At 67.7% G+C, this 3,788-nt stretch carries 5 protein-coding genes; 2 read left to right on the top strand and 3 right to left on the bottom strand.

What is annotated here, in order from left to right:
• A partial coding sequence (locus ACRDUX_RS14530; RefSeq protein WP_526414727.1) for a ferredoxin-like domain-containing protein occupies window positions 1–818 on the bottom strand: 818 nt, incomplete at its 3' end.
• A gap of 112 nt (window positions 819–930) precedes the next feature.
• Window positions 931–1,032 carry an Ms4527A family Cys-rich leader peptide gene (locus ACRDUX_RS14525; protein ID WP_526414726.1) on the bottom strand — a complete coding sequence of 34 codons (102 nt, stop codon included), beginning with the start codon at window positions 1,030–1,032 and terminating at the stop codon, window positions 931–933.
• 84 nt (window positions 1,033–1,116) lie between these two features.
• Between ACRDUX_RS14525 and hemW the strand changes: the two genes are divergently transcribed.
• Window positions 1,117–2,307, top strand: a complete 1,191-nt coding sequence (hemW, locus tag ACRDUX_RS14520) for a radical SAM family heme chaperone HemW (RefSeq protein ID WP_526414725.1) — start codon at window positions 1,117–1,119, stop codon at window positions 2,305–2,307.
• Window positions 2,308–2,314: 7 nt separating this feature from the next.
• On the opposite strand, the gene ACRDUX_RS14515 is transcribed toward hemW, so the two are convergent.
• Complete coding sequence (locus ACRDUX_RS14515) at window positions 2,315–2,629, bottom strand: type II toxin-antitoxin system VapB family antitoxin (RefSeq protein WP_526383826.1); 315 nt, start codon at window positions 2,627–2,629, stop codon at window positions 2,315–2,317.
• A 137-nt stretch (window positions 2,630–2,766) separates the two neighbouring features.
• Here ACRDUX_RS14515 and hrcA point away from each other — a divergent pair.
• Window positions 2,767–3,788: heat-inducible transcriptional repressor HrcA (gene hrcA / locus ACRDUX_RS14510; protein ID WP_526414724.1), on the top strand; the 1,022-nt coding region annotated here is incomplete at its 3' end.

Genomic DNA, 3,788 nt, shown 5'->3' with positions numbered 1-3,788 from the left:
TCGGGGACCTCGTCGAGCGGCACCCATGCGCCGAGGCGCTGGCCGAGCATCGGGTTGGTCGACAACCCGCCGCCGACCCACACGTCGAAGCCGGGGCCGTGCTCCGGGTGGTTGACGCCGATGAACGCGACGTCGTTGATCTCATGCACCACGTCCTGCAGGCCGGAGATGGCGGTCTTGAACTTTCTGGGAAGGTTCGAGTACTCCGGCTTGCCGATGTAGCGCTTCACGATCTCGTCGATCGCGGGCGTCCCGTCGATGACCTCGTCGACCGAGTCGCCGGCCAGCGGCGATCCCAACACGACGCGGGGGCAGTCGCCGCATGCCTCGGTGGTCTGCAGGCCCACGGCGTCCAGCCGCTTCCAGATCTCCGGCATGTCCTCGACCCGGATCCAGTGGTATTGGACGTTCTGCCGGTCGGAGATGTCGGCGGTGTCGCGGGCGAACTCGGTGGAGATTCCGCCAAGGGTGCGCAGCGCCGCGGTACTCAGTGCGCCGCCGTCGCAGCGGACCCGCAGCATGAAGTACTCGTCCTCGAGCATGTCGGTGTTGTCGTCGCCCGTCCAGGTGCCGTCGTACCCGGGCTTGCGCTGGGTGTAGAGGCCCCACCAGCGGAAACGGCCGCGGAGGTCACCCTTGTCGATGCTCTCGAAGCCGCCCTTGGCGTAAATGTTCTCGATGCGGGCACGCACGTTGAGCGGGTTGTCGTCCTTCTTGGCCTGCTCGTTGGCGTTCAACGGCTCGCGGTAGCCGAGCGCCCACTGGCCGTCGCCCTTGGGCCGCTTCACGGGCTTGGGCTTGGATTCTGCCTGGGTCATACGACGGCCCCTTCGTGGGAGGAGCAGGCGTTCGGATCGCGCGTGTCACCGGTGGCTGTCCGGCGGCGCAGATCCGGCGGCCAGCTGAGTACAGGTGGACAGGTCTACGGCGTCAAGGCAGACAGCAACAGCTGCATACGCGCTTGAAGTCGACATGCCGCCGGATCACCAGCGATACGCGGGTGGTCGAAAGGGCAGCAGTCACGTCTGACATTCTGCCACGCCGGGGGGCGTCGGCTCCAACCGGCCGAATCTTGCGCTCGTGATGAGCAAAAGTCGGCTCTGGAAGACTTGTCGAATGACCGTCCGACCGGCAAGAGCCCCGATGCCCCACGTGAGAGACGTGGGCAAGCCGTTCGGCGTCTACGTCCACGTGCCCTTCTGCGCCACCCGCTGCGGGTACTGCGACTTCAACACGTACACACCCGCCGAACTCGGTGGCGCGAACCCGGACGGCTGGCTCGAGGCGCTGCGGATCGAGCTCGACCTGGCGGCGGCCCGGCTGTCGGCGCAACGATCGCTCCCGGACGTGTCGACGGTGTTCGTCGGAGGCGGCACCCCGTCGATGCTCGGAGGCGAGCGGCTGGCCGCCGTACTTGACGCGGTCCGCGCGAACTTCTCGTTGGCGCCCGACGCCGAGGTGACCACCGAGGCGAACCCGGAGTCGACGTCGCCCCAGCTGCTCGGGCAGCTGCGCAGCGCGGGATTCACCCGTGTCTCACTCGGCATGCAGTCGACCGCCCCGCACGTCCTCGCGGCGCTGGACCGCGTTCACTCGCCAGGGCGGGCGCTCGCCGCGGCCGCCGATGCGCGCGCGGCAGGGTTCGACCACGTCAACCTCGACCTCATCTACGGGACACCGGGGGAGACCGACGACGACCTGGCCCGTTCCGTTGACGCCGCGATCGGCGCTGGCGTCGACCACGTGTCGGCGTACGCGCTCGTGGTCGAGGACGGGACCGCTCTGGCCAGGAGGGTGCGCCGCGGCGAGTTCCCGTCACCCGACGACGACGTGCTCGCGACCCGCTACGAGCTGCTCGACGCACGACTGTCGGGCGCGGGCTTCGACTGGTACGAGGTGTCCAACTGGAGCCGCCCCGGTGGCGAGTGCAGGCACAACCTTGGCTACTGGGACGGTGGCGAATGGTGGGGGGCCGGGCCGGGCGCGCACGGTTTCGTCGATGCGACGCGTTGGTGGAATGTCAAGCACCCCAACGCCTATGCGCAAGCGCTCGCAGACGGCCGGCTGCCAGTTGCTGACTCCGAGAGTCTCGACGACGAGGCGCGTCACACCGAGGACGTCATGCTGCGACTGCGGCTGCGCAGCGGTCTCCCGATCGGCGATCTCGGTGGCGCGGAAGCGGCGCGTGCGCAGATCGCGGTGTCGGACGGGTTGGTCGACCGTCTTGACGACCGGCTGGTGCTGACCGACCGCGGCCGACTGCTAGCCGACGCCGTCGTACGGGACGTTCTGACCGCGGGGGACTAGTTCTGACTCAGGTCTGCTCGGAGAGCGGCACGTCCATGTCGTACACCCGCGCATGCAGCACCGCGCGGTTGCGCAACGCGGCCCGCACCGCCTGGTGCACGCCGTCCTCGAGGTAGATCACGCCCTCCCAGCGCACGGCGTGCGGAAACAGATCGCCGTAGAACGTCGAATCCTCCGACAGCAGCCGGTCGAGCGCGAGGACGGTCGTGGTGGTGACCAACTCGTCCAGCCGGATCTGGCGGGGCGGAATCTGAGCCCACTGCCGATAGGACAGACCGTGATCCGGATACGGTTTACCGTCGCGCACGCCCTTGAAGATCATCGCTGGACCGTCGCTGACGGATTGCCTTGAAGATCCGGCGTGGGCATGCAAGGAGATTATCCGTAGACCGCCACGTCGCGCCGCGGCGCATCGGTGCTGCTGGTCAACGTAAAATGATGAGGTCTAGGAGGTGAACCGTGGGTAGTGCCGATGATCGTCGCTTCGAGGTGCTGCGAGCCATCGTCGCCGACTTCGTGTCCACCAAGGAGCCGATCGGGTCGAAGAACCTCGTCGAACGCCACAATCTGGGCGTGTCGAGTGCCACCGTCCGCAACGACATGGCCGTGCTGGAGGCCGAGGGCTACATCGCCCAGCCGCACACCAGCTCGGGCCGTGTGCCCACCGAGAAGGGCTACCGCGAGTTCGTCGACCGGCTCGACGACGTCAAGCCGATGTCGTCGGCCGAGCGACGCGCGATCCTCACCTTCCTCGAGTCGGGCGTAGACCTCGACGACGTCCTGCGCCGGGCGGTGAAGCTCCTCGCTCAGCTCACCCGGCAGGTGGCGATCGTGCAGTACCCGACCCTCTCGACGTCCACCGTGCGCCATCTCGAGGTCGTCGGGCTGACGTCGGCCCGGCTGCTTCTCGTCGTGATCACCGACTCCGGCCGCGTGGACCAGCGGATCGTGGAACTCGGCGATCCCATCGACGACGGCCAGCTCGCGCAACTGCGGGAGAGGCTGGGCCAGGCACTGGACGGCAAGCCGATCAGTGCGGCCTCGATCGCGGTGTCCGACCTGGCGTCGCAGCTGGTCGGACACGGCCAGCTCGGAGACGCCGTCGGACGGTCTGCGACCGTCCTCCTCGAAACCCTCGTCGAGCACACCGAAGAACGTCTGCTCCTCGGCGGAACGGCCAACCTGACCCGCAACACCGCTGACTTCGGCGGTTCCTTGCGCTCGGTGCTCGAAGCGCTGGAGGAGCAGGTGGTGGTGCTGCGGTTGCTGGCCGTGCAGCAGGAGGCCGGTAAGGTGACCGTGCGCATCGGGCACGAGACCGCGGCCGAGCAGATGGCCGGGACGTCGGTGGTGAGCACGACGTACGGAAGCTCTGGCAAGGTATTCGGCGGCATGGGTGTGGTGGGTCCCACACGGATGGACTATCCGGGAACCATTGCCAATGTCGCCGCGGTTGCTTTGTACATAGGCGAAGTCTTGGG

This window comes from Mycobacterium sp. (assembly GCF_050701675.1).
Classification (GTDB): domain Bacteria; phylum Actinomycetota; class Actinomycetes; order Mycobacteriales; family Mycobacteriaceae; genus Mycobacterium.
The sequence above is the reverse complement of the archived record's forward strand: the minus strand, read 5'-3'. Positions and strand labels throughout refer to the sequence as shown.

Excerpts from the sequence above, each read along its gene's own strand:
- ACRDUX_RS14525 (WP_526414726.1), bottom strand. The coding sequence starts at position 1,032 with ATGTCAGACGTGACTGCTGCCCTTTCGACCACCCGCGTATCGCTGGTG.
- ACRDUX_RS14515 (WP_526383826.1), bottom strand. The coding sequence starts at position 2,629 with ATGATCTTCAAGGGCGTGCGCGACGGTAAACCGTATCCGGATCACGGT.
- hemW (WP_526414725.1), top strand. The coding sequence starts at position 1,117 with ATGACCGTCCGACCGGCAAGAGCCCCGATGCCCCACGTGAGAGACGTG.